This is a genomic window from Streptomyces sp. NBC_01320, assembly GCF_035974375.1.
Taxonomy (GTDB): domain Bacteria; phylum Actinomycetota; class Actinomycetes; order Streptomycetales; family Streptomycetaceae; genus Streptomyces; species Streptomyces yanii.
In genome coordinates, this window is sequence record NZ_CP108390.1 from 11594130 (window position 1) to 11609392 (window position 15263).

The 15263-nt window shown below is 67.5% G+C and carries 14 protein-coding genes and 4 pseudogenes; 11 read left to right on the forward strand and 7 right to left on the reverse strand.

The annotated features are described in order from the left end of the window. Positions 1 to 60: 60 nt before the first annotated feature. The gene (locus tag OG395_RS53580; RefSeq protein ID WP_327241286.1) at positions 61 to 282 is read left to right on the forward strand and encodes a hypothetical protein; all 222 of its coding nucleotides are present in this window, start codon (positions 61 to 63) and stop codon (positions 280 to 282) included. A gap of 691 nt (positions 283 to 973) precedes the next feature. On the opposite strand, the pseudogene OG395_RS53585 reads toward OG395_RS53580, so the two are convergent. Both OG395_RS53585 and OG395_RS53590 read right to left on the reverse strand, forming a co-directional pair. Further along, a pseudogene (locus OG395_RS53585) lies at positions 974 to 1219 on the reverse strand (DUF7848 domain-containing protein). Next, positions 1207 to 1449 carry a hypothetical protein gene (locus tag OG395_RS53590; protein ID WP_442818496.1) on the reverse strand — a complete coding sequence of 81 codons (243 nt, stop codon included), beginning with the start codon at positions 1447 to 1449 and terminating at the stop codon, positions 1207 to 1209. The pseudogene OG395_RS53585 and the gene OG395_RS53590 overlap by 13 nt, the downstream one beginning before the upstream one ends. 296 nt (positions 1450 to 1745) lie before the next feature. On the opposite strand from OG395_RS53590, the gene OG395_RS53595 reads away from it, so the two are divergent. Continuing rightward, positions 1746 to 2465 carry an XRE family transcriptional regulator gene (locus tag OG395_RS53595; RefSeq protein ID WP_327241284.1) on the forward strand — a complete coding sequence of 240 codons (720 nt, stop codon included), beginning with the start codon at positions 1746 to 1748 and terminating at the stop codon, positions 2463 to 2465. Positions 2466 to 2467: 2 nt separating this feature from the next. After that, positions 2468 to 2938 carry an NUDIX domain-containing protein gene (locus OG395_RS53600; RefSeq protein WP_327241283.1) on the forward strand — a complete coding sequence of 157 codons (471 nt, stop codon included), beginning with the start codon at positions 2468 to 2470 and terminating at the stop codon, positions 2936 to 2938. Between the two features lie 361 nt (positions 2939 to 3299). Here the strand turns inward: OG395_RS53600 and OG395_RS53605 are convergent, their stop codons facing one another. Next, the gene (locus OG395_RS53605; RefSeq protein ID WP_327241282.1) at positions 3300 to 6392 is read right to left on the reverse strand and encodes a glycoside hydrolase family 18 protein; all 3093 of its coding nucleotides are present in this window, start codon (positions 6390 to 6392) and stop codon (positions 3300 to 3302) included. Between the two features lie 481 nt (positions 6393 to 6873). Here OG395_RS53605 and OG395_RS53610 point away from each other — a divergent pair, with 481 nt between their 5' ends. From OG395_RS53610 to OG395_RS53625, 3 genes and pseudogenes are all read left to right on the forward strand, one after another. Beyond that, positions 6874 to 7422: a hypothetical protein gene (locus tag OG395_RS53610; RefSeq protein WP_327241281.1), complete on the forward strand. Its 549-nt coding sequence runs from the start codon at positions 6874 to 6876 to the stop codon at positions 7420 to 7422. A 172-nt stretch (positions 7423 to 7594) separates the two neighbouring features. Continuing rightward, a complete protein-coding gene (locus OG395_RS53620) occupies positions 7595 to 7891 on the forward strand; it encodes a transposase (protein ID WP_327241280.1) in 297 nt (98 codons plus the stop codon). 186 nt (positions 7892 to 8077) lie between these two features. Next, positions 8078 to 8410, forward strand: a pseudogene (locus OG395_RS53625) (long-chain fatty acid--CoA ligase); the annotation flags it as partial. Between the two features lie 110 nt (positions 8411 to 8520). On the opposite strand, the gene OG395_RS53630 reads toward OG395_RS53625, so the two are convergent. Both OG395_RS53630 and OG395_RS53635 read right to left on the reverse strand, forming a co-directional pair. Next, on the reverse strand, positions 8521 to 9315 hold the full coding sequence (locus OG395_RS53630; RefSeq protein WP_327241279.1) for a maleylpyruvate isomerase family mycothiol-dependent enzyme: 795 nt from the start codon (positions 9313 to 9315) through the stop codon (positions 8521 to 8523). Continuing rightward, on the reverse strand, positions 9254 to 9904 hold the full coding sequence (locus OG395_RS53635) for a TetR/AcrR family transcriptional regulator (RefSeq protein WP_327241278.1): 651 nt from the start codon (positions 9902 to 9904) through the stop codon (positions 9254 to 9256). Before OG395_RS53635 ends, OG395_RS53630 begins: the two co-directional genes overlap by 62 nt. Positions 9905 to 10064: 160 nt before the next feature. Between OG395_RS53635 and OG395_RS53640 the strand changes: the two are divergent. After that, positions 10065 to 10220, forward strand: a pseudogene (locus OG395_RS53640) (zinc ribbon domain-containing protein); the annotation flags it as partial. A gap of 10 nt (positions 10221 to 10230) precedes the next feature. Here the strand turns inward: OG395_RS53640 and OG395_RS53645 are convergent. Beyond that, on the reverse strand, positions 10231 to 10524 hold the full coding sequence (locus OG395_RS53645; protein ID WP_327249752.1) for a hypothetical protein: 294 nt from the start codon (positions 10522 to 10524) through the stop codon (positions 10231 to 10233). A gap of 58 nt (positions 10525 to 10582) precedes the next feature. Between OG395_RS53645 and OG395_RS53650 the strand changes: the two genes are divergently transcribed. After that, on the forward strand, positions 10583 to 10816 hold the full coding sequence (locus OG395_RS53650; RefSeq protein ID WP_327241277.1) for a hypothetical protein: 234 nt from the start codon (positions 10583 to 10585) through the stop codon (positions 10814 to 10816). A 544-nt stretch (positions 10817 to 11360) separates the two neighbouring features. Here the strand turns inward: OG395_RS53650 and OG395_RS53655 are convergent. Then, positions 11361 to 11513, reverse strand: a complete 153-nt coding sequence (locus OG395_RS53655; protein WP_327241276.1) for a PmrA — start codon at positions 11511 to 11513, stop codon at positions 11361 to 11363. Between the two features lie 147 nt (positions 11514 to 11660). Here OG395_RS53655 and OG395_RS53660 point away from each other — a divergent pair, with 147 nt between their 5' ends. The 3 genes and pseudogenes from OG395_RS53660 (at position 11661) to OG395_RS53670 (ending at position 14774) form a co-directional block, all read left to right on the forward strand. Continuing rightward, the gene (locus OG395_RS53660; protein ID WP_327241179.1) at positions 11661 to 12239 is read left to right on the forward strand and encodes an IS607 family transposase; all 579 of its coding nucleotides are present in this window, start codon (positions 11661 to 11663) and stop codon (positions 12237 to 12239) included. Beyond that, positions 12232 to 13872: a transposase gene (locus OG395_RS53665; RefSeq protein WP_327241275.1), complete on the forward strand. Its 1641-nt coding sequence runs from the start codon at positions 12232 to 12234 to the stop codon at positions 13870 to 13872. Before OG395_RS53660 ends, OG395_RS53665 begins: the two co-directional genes overlap by 8 nt. A 141-nt stretch (positions 13873 to 14013) precedes the next feature. After that, a pseudogene (locus OG395_RS53670) lies at positions 14014 to 14774 on the forward strand (IS6 family transposase). Positions 14775 to 15263 lie beyond the last annotated feature (489 nt).

Genomic DNA, 15263 nt, shown 5'->3' on the forward strand with positions numbered 1-15263 from the left:
TGGTGGGGCACTGGCTGTGGGGGCGCGGCTGTCGCCGTTGTCGCGGCGCTGTACGTCCCTGTGCCCGATGTGCTCGCAGCTCTCGGCGGCCTCTTTCTCGGTACGGCCGCGACGTTGTATCTCACCGGCCATCCCAGCCTGAGCAAGTGGGCCACCCTGCGCAAGCGTGAAGGCTTGAAAGTGCCGCGTGTCAAGGACTGGGACTACGTCCAGTTGTGGCTCGCCGTCGGCTTGGTCTGGCTGGCGTCGGCCGCGACGGCGGTGGCGCTGGAGGCGCTGTAGGGGCGTGGTGGGCAGCCGTTGGGTTGCCGCCTCACGGGAGTGGCGCTGTCTGAGTTCTGGTCTCCGACTTCCAGACAGTTGACTGCGCCGCGTCGCCCCGTCGACGGGCGCGGGCGCTGGGCCGGCAGGTGACCGCTGTTCTTCCAGCCGAACCTCTTGACGGGCCGATGAGTACGGACGAAAGACGAGATCACCCAGTGGCCGTCGATACACCACTCCAGCGGACGTGACCGCCTCCCGGACCTGACCGTCAGGATCGGCAGTCAGCCGGAGGACGGAGGCGGGCGCGAGCCGCGGGTCCTGGAGCGCCGCCCGACGAACCTCGGGGGAGGGGCCGCGGCTCAGGCGCTCGAGGAGCTCGGCGGTGGAGTCCGGGGCGTCGAGGGCGAGTTGCCGCATCCGCGGATGCGGGTCGGCGGTGTAGCGCAGCATGCCCGCGCGCGGAAAGCGGGGGTGCTCGCGGGGGCCCGGGCGGTTGGGTGCCGACGGGCGCGTCCAACGCTGCCAGACGTCCAGGAGCGTCTCCGGCGGCGTCTGCGGGCAGGACTCGGCGAGGGCCAGGCGCACGGCGTATGCCGGATCCCGTCCCTGCCGGGGCTGACGAGTGCGGGGGAGCCTCGATCGGCTGCGCCCGGCAGGGACGGGAGCCGGGTGGGTCAGCGCGGTGCGGCGCCTGGGCGAGCGAGGCGGGTCACGTCTGGCGCCAGGTCAGCCAGGGGCGGGTGATGATCTCCCGGTAGGTGTGGTGGGACGGGTTCTGGCCGCAGTTCCGCAGTACCCAGTCCTGCGGTGCGGCGAAGTCCTCGCTCGTCGGTGAGGTCTCTCCGTCCACGGCGCACTGCATCGCGTACAGGACCGGCTCCGCGTCCGGCTCGCGGTCGGGCTGGAGCGTCTAGGTCTCGTAGCGCAGGACCGAGCGAGGGGTCACCGTCCCCACCTCCGGTTGGCCACGGCCACCTTCGCGCTCAACCCCTCCGTCGGAGTCGGCGTACGTACGTCCTCAGGCGGCACGTCCCACTCCCGGCCGCCGCGCGGTGGCCGAAGCTGCACGTACGGCCCCACATGCCCCATCACCACGCCCACCTTGCCGCTCCGCCGGTCGACCACCAGGGCGCCGGCATCGGGCGAGACGGTGTGCCCGTCGGCATCAGGGGTGGGGGCCGTCATCGTGACCACCCCGGCGAGGCGGCGCGCGACCGGGCGTCCAGTCGCAGGGCGGGAACACAGGGGGTGGCGCTCATTCGCACGGTGACGCTCCTCGGCGGCGTTGATGCGTGCCCCTGGGCCTGTCGGTGCCGCAGGGTCGGCACCGATCCTCACGCCGGTCACCGGGACGAAGGAACCTCCACCAAACCCCACTTCGGGACGTCCTGCACCGTGTAGAACGTCCCTAGTGCCGTCCTGCTAGTGCCGTCCTGAGACGAAGGGGGAGACTCGTGCCGAACGAGAGACTACGAGCCGTCATGGCAGCGGAAGGTTGGACGTACGCCGCACTCGTTCAGCAGGTCGAGGTCGACCCCAAGTCGGTCGAGCGCTGGGTGAACCTTGGGCGTATCCCACGTCGTGCTACCGTCCTCCAGGCGGCCAAGGCCCTGGGGGAAGACGTGCACGCACTCTGGCCGGCGCTCCGCCAGGCCCGCCCCGCCCGCGCCACCAGCCCTGAGTTGGTGGCGCTCTACGAGCAGCGGGCCGACATCCCCGTCTCGGCGTTCACCGACCTGATGGCCCAAGCCCGGGAACGGATCGACATCCTCGTCTATGCGGCCGTCTTCCTCCACGAGGCGTACCCGCGGCTGAACCAACTCCTCACCGAACGCGCCGCCGAAGGGTGCACCGTCCGCATCGCGATCGGGGACGCCGACAGCGATACCGTCCAAGCCCGAGGCAAGGAGGAGCGGTTCGGCCACGGCATCGAATCCCGCTGCCGCCTCGCGCTCATGCACTACAGGCCGCTCGCCGGCACCCCCGGCATCGAAGTCCGCACCCACGAAACCACGCTCTACAACTCCCTCTACCGCGCCGACGACCAGCAACTCGTCAACGCACACATGTGGGGCGTCAATGCCTACGCCGCCCCCGTGTGGCACCTTCGCCGTCACGAGACAGGCGGCATGTTCGACACCTACGCCGAGAGCTTCGACGCTGTGTGGGCGACGGCAACCCCCGTACGAGAGGAAGGCTGACCGTGGCCCGCACCGAGTACTACGACGACCCCAGCGCGCCCAAGCCGAACAGCATGGTCGTCGCCGCGTCCGCCGTCGTCACCGACGATCACGGGCGCATCCTCCTCCAGCGCCGCCGCGACAACGACCTATGGGCCCTGCCCGGCGGGGGCATGGACCTCGCCGACTCCCTGCCAGGCACGGCCGTCCGCGAAGTCAGGGAAGAGACCGGCCTCGACGTAGAGATCACCGGCCTGGTCGGCACCTACACCGACCCGAAACACATCATCGCCTACACCGACGGCGAAGTCCGGCGACAGTTCAACGTTTGCTTCACCGCCCGCATCACCGGCGGCCAGCTAGAGATCTCCGACGAGTCCACCGAACTCCGGTTCGTTCCGCCGGAAGCGATCGAGCAGTTGCCGATGCACCACACCCAACAGCTCAGGCTTCGGCACTTCCTGGAACACCGGGAGAAGCCGTACCTGGGCTGAACCGTCTGACGGCAGTAGCGACGGCAACAACCCCGCACAACCACGAACACCCACGCACCTCAACGGACCAGCAAACCGCGCTTGACCTGCATAAAAGCAGGTAGAGGCAGTCGCGTAGCACACGTACTATGTGCTGGCGGGTGAACCCCCTGTCCTCGTTCACAACAGCAATTGCTTCGCCTCGATTTTTCGGCAGAAGCAAGATCAGCACGTTGCGGGAACGAAGGAGTATCAGGAGCGGCTCGCCAACGGTACGCCGACATCTGTGTTCGCATCCCGCAGCGAAGGTCGCGACCGAGGGAGCGGTTTGCCCGCTGTTCCCCGGTGTGAGCACCGGGGGACAGCGGGCGGGGTTGGACGCTTACTCGTAGTCGTGCCGGGTGGCGAGTTGTCCCGCTTCCCACATCTGGTGGACTCGCTCCTTGCATTCCTTGTCGGTTTTCACTTCGTCCGCGAGGCGGAGGCCGATGATGTTGTTGGCCTCGTCCGCCTTGTTGTCCGCATCGGATCCGGGGAGGGCCTCCTCGTGCGCTTCGGCCATCTGCTTGGCGAATTCTTCCCCGAGCCTTTTCTTGAGCAGGCACTGCCAGTACACATGGCGGATGGAGTTCTGCATCTCCGCGTCCGTCATCTGTCCGGTTTCCTTGTACACGTCTTTGTGCACTCCGAGCCATCGGACGATGTTGGCCGGGTACCTGAGGGCCACCCGGGCCTCCGCCCCGGAAATGTTCTTGTCGATCAGATACCAGTACTTTTTCAGCGCGGAGGGACCTTCCCTCACGAGATCCTTCGCGACCTTGTCGAGGATGCCCGCGGCGTCGGAGAAGTTTTCCGCGACACCGGCCTTGCTGGTGCCCAGTTGCGCGAGTACGGAGAGGCCTGCTCCGGCAACGGCGACGGCCAGCCGGTAGGAGAGGGCGAGTTCGGGGGCGAGCACCCAGACAGCCGCGGTACCCACGAACGCCGCGACGCTGAACCAGCTGATGTCCCGGGGTTCGAGGCCCTGCCCTTCGTGGAGTTTCCGGCGGGTCGCGACCATGGTGTCGAAGACGTCGGTGCCCGGCACGGTGTTGCATTCGCAGCGGAACTCGGCGTCCCTGGTCACGCTCATCGACATGGTCCAGTCGCCGGCCTGCGGGTTCTCGACGATCAGGCACCGGATCGAGTCGCCGGACATCTTGACGAGTTTGCCATCCTGGTCGATGTCCTTGTCGTAGGTGTTCCCGTCGGGATCCGTGACGGTCATGACGACGCCCTCGGGGAAGTCAACCGAGTCGTCGTCCTTCGTGATCACCGAGTAGAGGAAGGGCGCGTCCTCGCCGATGGTCATCGTGTTCGTCAGGTTGAACCGTTCCACGTTGACCAGGCCGTCCAGGGACGGAAGGGTGTCGACCTGGCAGTACATGCAGTCGTTGTCGCCCTTGGCCTGCGCCGTGAACGCGGGGATGGGGCTCGGCTTGTCACTGACGTCGAAGATGCCCCAGAGTCCGCCGACTCCCTTGTCCTCGATTTCCGTCGGCTCGTCGAAGTACTGGCCTGCGATGAGCGCCGGGGTCTGCTTCGCGGCCTCTTGCCAGTCGTCGCTGAGGGAGAGCCCCCAAAGGCGCGAGGCGTACCGCGTGTACCCGTCGGGCGCCCCGTCCTTCTCCTCCATGTGACCCCAGAACCAGTCCGGGACGTCGGCATTGTCGAGGACGTCGAACTCGCCCCAGAGTCCGAGGGCGCCCTTGTCGACGATGCGGGTCGGCCGGTTGAAGTACTGCCTCTTGACCACGGCCGGGCAGTTCTGGGCGACGCTCTTCCAGTCCGCGTCGTCGGGAATGTTCCACAGCCGGGCCGAGAACTGCCGCATGCCGTTGTCCTTGGTGCCGTCGTCCTGGAACTGCAGAGGGCCGGCCGCGTGTCCCAGGAAGCCCAGGGAGTCCCACAGGTAGGAATTCGCCACCGGGACCGGCGGATCGGTGATCGGCGAGGGCTCGGTGACGGGGTTGCCGGAGGCACGGTAAAGGGCCTCGATGATGCCGTTGCCGTCTTCCCAGACGTCATTGGAGAGTTCCCAGATGATGACGCCCTGCGCGCCCACGTCCTTGAGGAACTTCAGTTTGGTGACAGCGGTGTCCGGGGTCTCGAAATAGATGTTGTGGGCGTACGGGTACTCGCCCGGAGGCAGGGGTTCAGTGAGCTTGGGGCGGGGCGTTTTCCCGTCCACCTTGATGTTCGCGTCCTTAGCCTCAAGGGCGTCCGGGAACTCGTCCAGGATTTCCTTGTACCGCAGCACCTTGTAGCCCGGGGGCACTTCACCGGTGAGGTCGTCCGGCTCCTTGGCCGCGGCGAAGTCGTAGCCGTAGACGGGCACTCCGGCCGCGATCTTGCCGCGGTCCACGCCCTGCCCCGCTCCCTGCCAGTTCAGGAAGAGCGGATTCGTCCAGTACCAGAGGCAGTCCTCGACCGACAGGATCGGATTGTTCTCCAGGGCGTCGTCGTCCGGGGCGTTCGGACCGGTGCCCGCCCCGGCTCCCGGCCAGCCGCCCTGCTGTTCGTCGAGGTACGACTCCAGATAGACGTCCGACTCACGGATCTCCGCCGTCTTCTTCCCGCGAATCTTGTGCAGCGCGGAATGCGGGCCGACCGGGGACTTGTCCCACGACCCGGTGAGGTCGTAGGTCATCACACTGATCCAGTCGAGGTGTTCGGCCATGTCCGAGTCGTAATTGTTCCCGTACCACGAGGTGCCGAAGACGGCCGCCGACACGACCTTGTCGGGCATGGCCTCCTTCAGCCTCTTGGCGAACAACGTCAGCCCCCGCCCCGCGGGATGCGGCCCGTCACTCTTCATCCGGCCGCCCTGGTCGCCCTGGCCGGGCCGGCCCCACCAGCACTCCAGGTCGAGGTCGACGCCGTCCAGGCCGTTGTGGGTGACGTAGTCCACGACGTTGCGCACGGTCTGGTCGAGCTTCGGCGACGCCGGGTCGTTCCCGATCGCCGTCATCAGGTCCAGGAAGGCGAAGTCGTTCGCACCGCCGAGGGCGACCATGATCTTGGTCCCGTAACGGTTCGCGGCCATGTGTATGTCCGAGAGAACGGCGCTGATCTCCCGGACCGAGGCGGAGTCGAACTCCCCGACGTTCTCCTCGCTGAACGTCAAGAACGCGATGAGGCCGTGCGTGATGTACTTGTACATCGCACCCTTGCCGTAGTCGAAGCCTTCCTCCTTCCGCCAGGTGGGGATGTAGGCAATGACTTTCGCCCGCTCGGTCTCCTTGTGCGGGGTCTGGTCGTACAACTCGTCGAAGTGACGCCAGCCGTTCTTGTTGGGGTCCCCCACCCCCGGTTCCGAGGCCCAGAATGCCGCACGGAAAATATTGCCCTTGTATTTGGCTACGGCCCCCGCCTGGTAACCCTCGGGCTTCGGCTTCCACTCGGGTACGTCGGGATAATCCGAAGAAAGGCTCACTGAAACTCATGCCCCCTGGTGTGGGTGTTCATGCGGTCATGTCCACTCAACCGGAGACCTCCTCGCCATCCCAGACCAGATTCAGCCCCGCCGTCGACTGTGAAAAACGTCTCGGCTGGCGCGCCGAGTTGAATGCTCTGAGTGGACCAGTCGGAAATCTACGGGTCGCTTCCAGGACTCGGGGTCGTTGTTCTGGCGGCCGGTATCGTCCTGGATCCACGACCCGGCGAAGTGGACCTGATCGGCAGCCCAGTTGCCCACCCGATGCCGAGCCCTCGCGGGGCGTTTCTGTCCAGGAGCGGGTTTGCTGATCAGTGGTTGGTGAGGTGACCTGGGCTTATCAGCTTGGTGTGTGGGAGGGGTCAGAAGTCGTATCTCAACCGAATATGATCGCTTGATTCCTGCTGGTCAGGCATGGTCTCGGTCGGGGTGAGGGAGGCATCCAGCGTTCTGCTTCCGCTTGTTCGTCGAGGGGTGCGCGATGGCGTCGATGCTGGGGTTCTTGGAGGCGCGGGAAGCGTCTGCCCGCGAGCGGGTGGAGGCCCTGCGGGAGGAGGCGGCCCGTGCGGCTGCGGCCTTGGAGGCCGGCGAGATCGAGCTGGACCGGCGGGTGATCGCACGCGAAGAGCTCGTCGACGCTCTGGCCGCATCCGCCGCCGAGACCACTTCCGTGACGGAAGCCGCGGGCGAGGGAGAAACGGCACCCACCTCCGTTCCCACGCCTGCGGCCGCGTCGGTGCCGGGAGCGGTCGTGCCGCCCTGGCGGGAGGGACTGGAGGTGTCGGTGCTCTCGCCGGACAATCAGCGGATCTTGAATGTGCTGCAGGACCGGCCGGGCCTGGAACCCTTGCGGGCCAAGGACATTGCGGCCGCGATGGGCATCGACACGGCGGTGGCGGCGAAGGTCGAGGGGGTGCGCTCGAAGGCGAAACGCCTGGCCGAGCGGGGCTGGTTGCTCCAGGAGGCGTCTGGCGCGTTCAGTGCCGGCCGCAGGCTCGTAGCCTCGCCAGGCGGCGACCCATCCGCGTGATCATCGACCACTGGATCATCGCCTCGCTGGTCGCGGTCAGTGTTTCGTAGTCCCGGCACAAACGGCGCGAGTGCATCAACCAGCTCAGGGTGCGCTCACGATCTGAAGGGACAGGGCGAGTGACCATCCCCTCGTAGCGTAGAGGCCGTGATTGCAGGGGAAGTTGGGGGTCATGGCAGAGAAGCGACGGAAGTTCGACGCGGAGTTCCGTGAGGGGGCTGTGCGGATCGTCTCCGAGACCGGTCGGCCGATCGCGCAGGTCGCGAAGGACCTGGGGATCAACGAGACCACCCTGAGCACCTGGGTGTCGAGGGCGAAGAAGGCCGGCGGGGACGGGACGCTGAGCGTGCCCGAGCGCGAGGAACTGGCCCGGCTGCGCAGGCAGGACGCGGAGAAGAACAAGCGGATCAGGGAGCTCGAGATGGAGCGTGACGTCCTCAAACGCTGCATGGCCCTTTGGGCGAAGTAGCTGAGGGGAACCCGGCGTTGCTCGTTGGGGTGATCAGCGACCAGAGGACCGAGTACGACATCCCGCACACCGTCGCCTGCCGCGCTCTCGGGGTATCCGAGGCGTGGTTCTACAAGTGGCGCCGCCGGCCGTCCGAGCCCACGAAGCGCGAGGCCAGGAGGAGGCAACTGGAGGAGAGGATCACGTATGGCGCAGTGCATCGTGGTCGGCAACGACCGGCCGTACATCGCGGCGCTGGTGACCGTGGATCAGGAGTCCGTGGACCACTGGCTCACCATGCAGGGGCGGCCGCCGATGAACGCGGCGGACCTGGTGCGGGACCCGGATCTGGAGATGGAGGTCAGGCGGGCGGTGGTGGCCGCCAACACGGCGGTGTCGCAGGCCGAGTCGATCCGTACCTTCCGGATCCTTGCGCATCAGTTCACCGAGGAGCACGGTCTGCTGACCCCGTCGCTGAAGCTGAAGCGGAAGGCGATCGAGACGGCGTATGCGGTCGAGGTGGACGCGCTGTACCGCTGAGAGAGAGCCGTGCCGCCCCGCCGGAGATGAACTCGCACCGGCAGGACGGCACATGGAATCGGGGCCATGGTCCGGGCCTGACCGGGCCCGGGCCATGAGGCGGCTGTCCGTCAGAACACGACCCTGGCCCGGCGGACGGCCGCAAGGGCCTCCTGGGCACCGGAGGCGAGCTCCAGCGCGGCCTCGCCGTCGCGGCCGGACAGTACACGCATGTACGCCACGGCGTCCGCGCTGACAACCCCCGCCGGTTCGCCGGAGCCCAGCAGCCAATTACCGCCCGCGGGGCCACTGAGCTCCAGATGGACCGGCGCGTCGGACCAGGCCAGCGCCAGGTCGCGGACCACCTGCTCGACGATGTGCCGGTCGTGCTCCTCGAGTGCGACCGGCTGTTCTGTGGCCCGCGCCAGGTCGATGCGGTGCATCCACAGGTCGCGTACGTAGATCACATCGAGCAGGTAGGCGATGGACATCCGGGGCACCTCGGGGATCCCGCTGTCTACCGTGACGCGCCGCATCGGACCGGGCCTCCGCCTGCGGGCGCGCACGGCGCGGGGCCACAGCAGTGCGAACTGCTCCACCAGCGCCGGTCCGGCCTCGGAGGCATGGTCGTCGATCTGCACGGCCATGTGGGCGTCGAGCGTGATCTTGTCGGGGTAGCGGCGCGGCCCCACGAGCTGGCGGCGCAGCATCGTACGGAGACGGATGTTGTCCTCGCACTGGCCGACGAGGTGGGAGACGAGGGTGCGCACGTCCCACTCGCCGCAGTCGGTGGGGAGCGACCAGTCGCCGTTGCGCAGGCCTTTGAGCAGGGCGAGGGCTGCCCGGCCCTCGGCCTCGGCGATCTCAGCCGACCGGTCGCGGCCGGTCGGCGGCAGGTGTGCGGCTGCCACGAAGGATGTGGTCATCGGACTCGCCCTCCTCGGGGGCAAAGTAGCGGAAGAACATGTCCAGTGCCGTCTGTGCGAGCCGGGTGAACCGGCCCTCCCCGGCCGATGGAGACGGTTCGTTGGAAAGCTGCTGACTGATCACACCGGACGTCAGCACCGTGTAGAGAGCCACGCCTTCCTCGCTTGCGGCCGCAGACGCCAGCTGCCCGGCGTCCACGGCCGCTTGTAGTGCCGTGCGCAGGGCCTCCAACTGTCGCACGGCGGGCTCGAACGCCCGGGGAGAGGGTTCAAAACCTGGCACCGGCCGCCAGTAGAGGAGCTGTGCGAGCACCGGGTTGGTCATCACCCAGGTGATGGTGGCCTCCTGGCCCGCGGTGATGGCGCTCCGCGGATCCTCGGAGAGTCTGGCGAGGTACGGATCCAGCACTTCGACCGCCTGCCGCATCCCGCGTTCGAACAGCGCGTCGTAGACGGCCATCTTCGACGGGAAGTACTGGTACAGGGACGGCGGACGCATGCCCACCCGCCGCGCGACCTCCGCGAGGCTGAGCGCCGCCACGCCTTCCTCGGCCATGACCTCGACCGCAACGTCGAGGATCTCCTGCACAGTCTCATTGTGACGGCGGAGCCTGCGATCCTCCCTCATACCATTAAGAAAACCTAAATCCAGTAGGGAAGTCAACACCCCTTCGGGTAGCGAACGTTGGAGGCTGGGTCTGCCGTCCTTCAGCGAAACCGTGCACCCAGCCCGGCAGCGGTCACAGCCGGTGAGACGGCCCGGTACCGCCGCCTCCCTGATCAACCCGGCTTTCACGTCGCAGCGGTGCAACCGTTGCGGTCACACGGACGCGAACAACCGTAGGAGCCGAGCGGCCTTCGCGTGCGCAGCCTGCACCCACACCGACCACGCCGACGTGAACGCCGCAAAGAACATCAAGGACGCCGGACTGGCGCCCTCAGCCTGCGGGCCTGTAGCCGTCCCGGGGGTATCGCGTCCAGGTTCCAGGCGTGATCGCCGAAGGCGCGCAGCGACTCGTAGCGTTCCAGCGCCTTGCCCACTCGGCGCGCGGAGATGTCGCGCGGCGAGCGGCGCAGCCGGTCTAGCTCGGAGAGGCGCTTGCCCGCGGGGACGACGACCAGTTGCCGCAGCTGCGCGGACGGCTCCAGGCCCCCGGGCCGCGGACTTGTGTGATCAGCAATGCCTCTGATCCCTTCGGGCGGATCCACCCCACCGCCTTCGTGCCTGATCAGTGGGGTGCTCGGTGTTCCCGGCAGGATGGCAGGCATGGGCCACTGGGTGTACGAGTTCTCGGGTTACCCCGACTCGGCGGACTACCAGCAGATCATGGATGATGCGGAGCCGGGCGATGTGGTGCTGCGGGAACGCCCGGACGGTCTTGGCATCGTGGACGGGTCCGTGCGGGAGAACGTCGACGACATGATGATGATGGCCCGCTTCCGGTGGGTGGCCAGCGGGGACCCGTCCGCAGTGGCACCGGCGGCGCTGCAAGCATCCTGACTTCTGCCCCTCGCACGGCGGGATGCAGGGCGTTCCGAGCCTGCTTTCGAGACTGCCGTCGTGGCTGTGCGCGACGACCGTCGCGCACAGCATTTCTCCTACTCCTCTGTGGCGGGTTCTTCAGCCCCGGTCTCCTCGGCAGCGGGGGTCGCGGGTTCTTCAGCCCCGGTCTCCTCAGCCGCGGTAGGAGCCGGTTCCTCAGCCCCGGTCTCCTCAGCCGCGGGGGTTGCGGGTTCTTCAGCCCCGGTCTCCTCAGCCGCGGGGGTCGGCTCTTCGCCCTCTGCAGGACCGGCCTCAGTCGTGGCCGGTGACTCCTCGGGGGTGGTCTCCGCCTCTGTTCCTTCGGACGCAGTGGGCTCCTGCTCGGTGTCGCTCACGTGCTCACCGCCTTCCCGTGCTGACAGGCAGGAAGAGGCTCAGGTGTCGCCTGGTCGGACGACCGTCATGACGCGGAATTCATTACTCATGATGTCACCGAACCGCATGATTTGAGGCATTGCGAGGCCGCAGGAATACTCCGGGAACGTTCTGTAGGCCGCTGTGATCAACCCCGGCAGCGGGCGGCGGGGTCAGACGCGGCGACGTGCGCGGCGACCGCGTCGACGCCGGGGCGGGCGTATCGCTCCAGGGAGCGGACGGAGGCATGGCGGGAGCGGGCCAGCAGCATCGGGGTGGAGGGGCCCGCGCTCGGCGTCATGGGTGAGCGCGGAGTGCCGGAGCCGGTGCAGCGTCCAGCCCTCCAGCTCGTCGATGTCCTCGGGTGAGGCGAGGGGGTCAGGAACTGCTCTCGACTAAGTGTCCATGAGTGTCCTTCAGGTGTCAGGAGTGTCGTATGATCTGGTGTATGAACCTGACGGAATGGGCACGCGCACAGGGGGTCGCCCCGCGTACTGCGTACCGCTGGTTCCGTGAGGGCACGCTGCCGGTCCCTGCGGAGCGAGTGGGGCCGCGCACGATCCTGGTGAACATCGATGCGAACACCTCACCGTCCGTGACCGGTGGCGTGGGCCTGTACGCCCGTGTCTCCTTCCATGACCAGAAGGCCGATCTGGAGCGGCAGACCGCACGCTTGTCGGCATGGGCCGCGAAGGCCGGGCATAAGGTCGTGCGCGTCGAATCCGAGATCGCTTCGGGCATGAACGGCGCCCGCGCCAAGGCCCGTCGCCTGCTGGCCGACCCTGCGGTGACCACGGTAGTGGTGGAGCGCAAAGACCGGTTGGGCCGTATGAACGTCGAACTCGTTGAGGCCGCTCTGGCTGCAACCGGCCGTCGACTCGTTGTGCTGGATGACGGCGAGGTCGAAGACGACCTGGTGCGCGACATGGTGGAGGTTCTGACCTCGTTCTGTGCCCGCCTGTACGGCCGCCGCAGTGCGAAGAACCGTGCCAGGAAGGCACTGGAAGCGGCGGCTGCCGATGGCTGACAAGAAGCAGCTCCGTACCATCGACTTGCCGTTCGTTGCTGTCGGCCCGTCCGGTGTGGCGTTACGCGACCGCCTCAAGCACCTCACACCAAAGGACGAGAAGGTGTTGCGTCTGGTCGGCGAGCACCAGGGCCGCCTGGCCTGTCTCGATCTCAAGGCCCGTTGCGAAGCCGGGCACAAGCACGACAACGACGCGTGGGCGTCCCGCAAGCGTGACCTGACCGAGCAGTCGTCGTCGCGTATCGCGGGTGCGATCACGAAGGCTACGCATGACCAGTACGGCCTGGCCCGACGCTGCCTGCTCGCCCATGTCCAGAACCTTGAGGCCGGTATCCGCACGCTGCGACACCGCCTGTCCCTCCCGATCGGGGAGAAAGGCAGCAAGCGGGGGCCGGGCGGGTACCGGTCCAAGGGCGAGTGGTTCCACAAGTCCCGCCGCCTGGCCACCCTGGAACACCGCCTCGACGTGGCCCGCGACGACTGGAAGACCGGACATGTCCGTGTCGTTCGCGGCGGCCGGCGGCTGCTCAAGAACCGGCACAACCTTCAGGCCGCGCAGCTCACCGAGCGCGAGTGGCGTCAGCGTTGGGAGGCTGAGCGCTGGTTCCTCGCCGCGGACGGCGAGTCCGGAAAACGCTTCGGGAACGAGACGATCCGCGTCACTCCTGACGGCGAAGTGTCGATCAAGATGCCCGCCCCGCTCGCCCACCTGGCCAACAGTAAGCATGGCCGGTACGTTCTTGCCTCCAAGGTCGCGTTCGCGCACCGTGGGGACGAGTGGCGCGACCGCACCGAGGCCAACCGTGCCGTCGCCTACCGCATCCACTACCACGTTGAGCGGGGCCGCTGGTATCTCACCGCTTCGTGGACCAGGCCCGCCGTGCAGACGATGCCGCCGGCCACCGCCCGCGCCAAGGGCATGGTCGGCGTCGACACGAACGCCGACCACTTCGCCGCCTACCGGCTCGACCGGCACGGCAACCCGGTCGGCGACCCGCGCCGCTTCCACTACGACCTGTCCGGCACCGCCGACCACCGCGACGCCCAGATCCGGCACGCCCTCACCCGCCTCCTGCACTGGACCAAGCAGACCGGCGCGCAGGCGATCGGCATCGAAAACCTGGACTTCGCCGCCGAGAAGACCCGCGAGAAGCACGGCCGCAAGAAGCGGTTCCGGCAACTCATCTGCGGTATGCCTACCGGCAAGCTCAAGGCCCGCATCGTCTCCATGGCCGCCGAACACGGCATCGCGATCGTCGCCGTCGACCCGGCATACACCTCGATGTGGGGCGACCAGCACTGGCGCAAGCCCCTGATCAGCAAGACTCGCAGCATGACTCGCCATGACGCCGCCTCGGTGGCCATTGGCAGACGCGCCCTCGGGCACCCGATCCGGCGACGGACGGCACCGCCCCAGCATCACCAGAGTGATGGTGCTGGGCATCGGACCCTCCAGGCCGATCATGGTGACCGAGGGCGTGAGGAAACCCGCCGCCCCGTCGCGGAGCGTGCACACGATGCGCGTCACCGGACAGGGACAACGAGAACGCGGGGGACCAGCGCATCCAAAACCGTTCGGGATGCGCGCAGTTCCGGGACGTGGGTACAAGGCTCACTCCTGGACACTGTTTAGGAACGGTTGGCCAGTAGCCGGGTGCTCTCCTCGAAGATCTCCTCCGCCCGCCGGTAGGACAGCCGGACGCGTTCGGTCTCCGGGCACACGTCCAGTGTCGCGGTGGCAGTGTCAGGTTGAGCTGGTGGCCTTGGGGCTGGGATGATCGTCGGGTTTGTTGATCACCAGGGGGCGGCCGTGGAGACCGAAGCGACGGTGTCCTACAGGGGTTTCCGGTTCCCGCCGGAGATCATCTTCCATGCGGTGTGGCTGTACCACCGCCTCCGCCTGTCCTTCCGCGAAGTCGAGGAGCTGTTGCTCGCGCGCGGGATCGTCGTCTTTCACGAGACGTTCCGCCGGTGGTGCGACCGGTTCGGCCCCCGGTACGCCGCGGCCCTGCGCCGCCGCCGTCCCCAGGCCGGCGACAAGTGGCATCTCGACGAGGTGTTCGTGAAGATCAGCGGGGTGCGGCACTACCTGTGGCGGGCCGTGGACCAGGACGGTACCGTGCTCGACATCCTGCTCCAGTCCCGGCGGGACGCAAAGGCTGCGAAGCGCTTCATGGCCAAGCTCATGAAGAAGCAGTGCCGGGTGCCCTGGGTGCTGGTCACCGACAAGCTGAAGAGCTACGGCGTCGCGCACCGCGAGCTGATGTCGTCGGTCGAGCACCGCTCCCACAAGGGCTTGAACAACCGCGGGCCGAGAACAGCCACCAGCCGACGAGGCAGCGTGAACGCGCCATGAAGGGCTTCCGCTCGGCCGGCGGAACCCAAAGGTTCCTGTCCGCGTTCAGCCAGATCTCACCGCGCTTCCGGCCCCGTCGCCACCTGATGGCCGCACCCGACTACCGCGCCGAGATGCAGCATCGCTTCACCACCTGGAACCAGATCACCGGGACCGCCGCCATGCCCGCCACGGCCTGACCCAGAGCCCGCCACCTCACCCCACCTTGACCTGATGCACCATCAGCCATCCTGCTCATAGACAACTTGATAACACCGACGGCGAGCACCCAGCTCACGCTGTTCCAACAGCCCAACTACCGATGGCATCCACGACCTCCCGGGGAGCGACAGCACGACAGGCCACTACTCCCACGGAACCTCCGACCCTACGCCCGACCAGCGGAAACGCAGACCTCAAGTCCGGAAAGACAACAGCTTCTTACAGACAACCGATGCTGTCGGCCACGGCCCGACCGAGGCGGATGCCTGGCTGGACTTCTGGAAGGCCACCCGCGCCGAGGCGCTGCCGCCGAAGGACGTCTCGTTCGCCGCGGCGAGCGGGCGGTTGCCGGCGCGCCGGGCCCGATGGCTGAAGGTGCGCACGATCCGGGTGCGCGACCTGTTCGGTTGACAGTGGGCTCGGCGGCCGCGTTCCACCCCCCTGGGTGTGGCGGTATGGCGGCAAGG